Consider the following 1,438-nt stretch of genomic DNA (forward strand, 5'->3'; position numbering starts at 1 on the left):
TCGACACCCTCAAACGCAAGAGCAAAAAGCCGCCTGAAATCCAATCGTTGAGGCGACATCTAGCTTGAAAATTTCCGATGTAAACACGCCCTAGAGGTCACCATCACGCGCCCGTCAACTACGCTTACGGACAAGCACGTCGGGCGCAGGCAGCCTGGCCTCGGCCCGTCACCCGTCGCTAGGTCGATACGCAGGCCATGAGCGGGACAGCGCACGAAATGGCCGTCGAGTTGACCGTTCGCGAGCGAGGCGCCGATGTGCGAGGGGGAATTGTCGATGGCGTGACGCGTGCCTTCAATGGTGAACAGAATGACGCTCCAGCCGTTGATAAAGGCCAGCTTGCGGTCTCCCGCCGACAGCTCATGCGCCGAGCCGAAGCATACCTGGCGCGACATGTGACGCTGGTCCTTCATTTTCGTATTGCCTCAAGCATGATGTTCAACAGGACTTCAGGCGGCTGCGCACCGGAAAGTCCGTGCGAGCCGTTGAGGACGAAATGCGGGACACCGTCGATCACGCAGTACGGCGGCGAGTGGTGGCCAACAGCATCATTCGAATTTTCTCCGTCCGGCAGCACGCCGCACGCCGACCGGAATGTGTTCGAGCACGCGCGCGTCGCCGACGTTTTCGCCATCGATGAAAAATGCGGTGAAAAGTCGGTCGACCAACACCGCAGCCTGCGCCGCATCGCCCCGCTGGACCGTTTGAGCGACGGCGCGCAGAGTCGCAGCTGTGTTGGGCAGCACGGCGATCCGATCGAACGCGAACGCAATGCTCACTGCATCTCCAGGGTGCTGGACTTGTGCGCGCCGTGCAGCGACCGCTGCCGCACTGCCGAGCCGGGCGAGATAGAAGGCGTGGAAAGGCACACCTTCCGCGGGTGTGGCAGGCAAGAGCTGATGCCCGCGCCATCGCACGTCCGCCCGGATGCCCGAGTGCAATTCTTCAAGCTTGCGCAAGGCGGTACCCAGGGGACGCGTACCCTATAGAACTGACGATGCAGTCAGTCATCAACTCGACATGACTCATGCCATTCGCCCATCGTAGTAGGTTCGGCGCGGTTTGTCCGCGATGTCGTATTTGCGTTCTGCGACCGCGAGGAACCAATGCGCTGAATCAAGTCGACAAGACGTTCTTCAGTCCATCGTTTCCGTCTGCCATCTGAACCTTTTCGAAAGCAGGCGCGCGTGAATGGGGGTAATCGACGCGATGAAAGCCGAATCTGGTAGAGCGGTCGTGAGCGGCGAACAGTTGCGTCACCGGAGGCTCGACCGGGAGCCGGCGCGACGGGCCCAGGAAGGCGCTCGCACCGCGCAGTGAGCTCGCGCGGTCGACGGAAATACCCGCATTCGGGGCGGGGCTTCTAGACATCATGTATGGACCTGCCGCACCTCAAGGTACGCGGATTAAGCTTGAGGTAGGTTACGCCGCGGCTCAG

2 protein-coding genes are annotated in these 1,438 nt (G+C 61.2%); one reads left to right on the forward strand and one right to left on the reverse strand.

Annotated elements, in window-relative coordinates; genetic code table 11:
• Window positions 1–59 precede the first annotated feature (59 nt).
• On the reverse strand, window positions 60–338 hold the full coding sequence (locus AWB67_RS37710) for a Rieske (2Fe-2S) protein (RefSeq protein ID WP_235025599.1): 279 nt from the start codon (window positions 336–338) through the stop codon (window positions 60–62).
• Here AWB67_RS37710 and AWB67_RS42775 point away from each other — a divergent pair.
• The gene (locus AWB67_RS42775) at window positions 219–989 is read left to right on the forward strand and encodes a hypothetical protein (RefSeq protein ID WP_235025600.1); all 771 of its coding nucleotides are present in this window, start codon (window positions 219–221) and stop codon (window positions 987–989) included. The genes AWB67_RS37710 and AWB67_RS42775 overlap by 120 nt on opposite strands.
• Window positions 990–1,438 lie beyond the last annotated feature (449 nt).

Origin of the sequence: Caballeronia terrestris, from assembly GCF_001544515.1 — a bacterium.
GTDB lineage: Bacteria > Pseudomonadota > Gammaproteobacteria > Burkholderiales > Burkholderiaceae > Caballeronia > Caballeronia terrestris.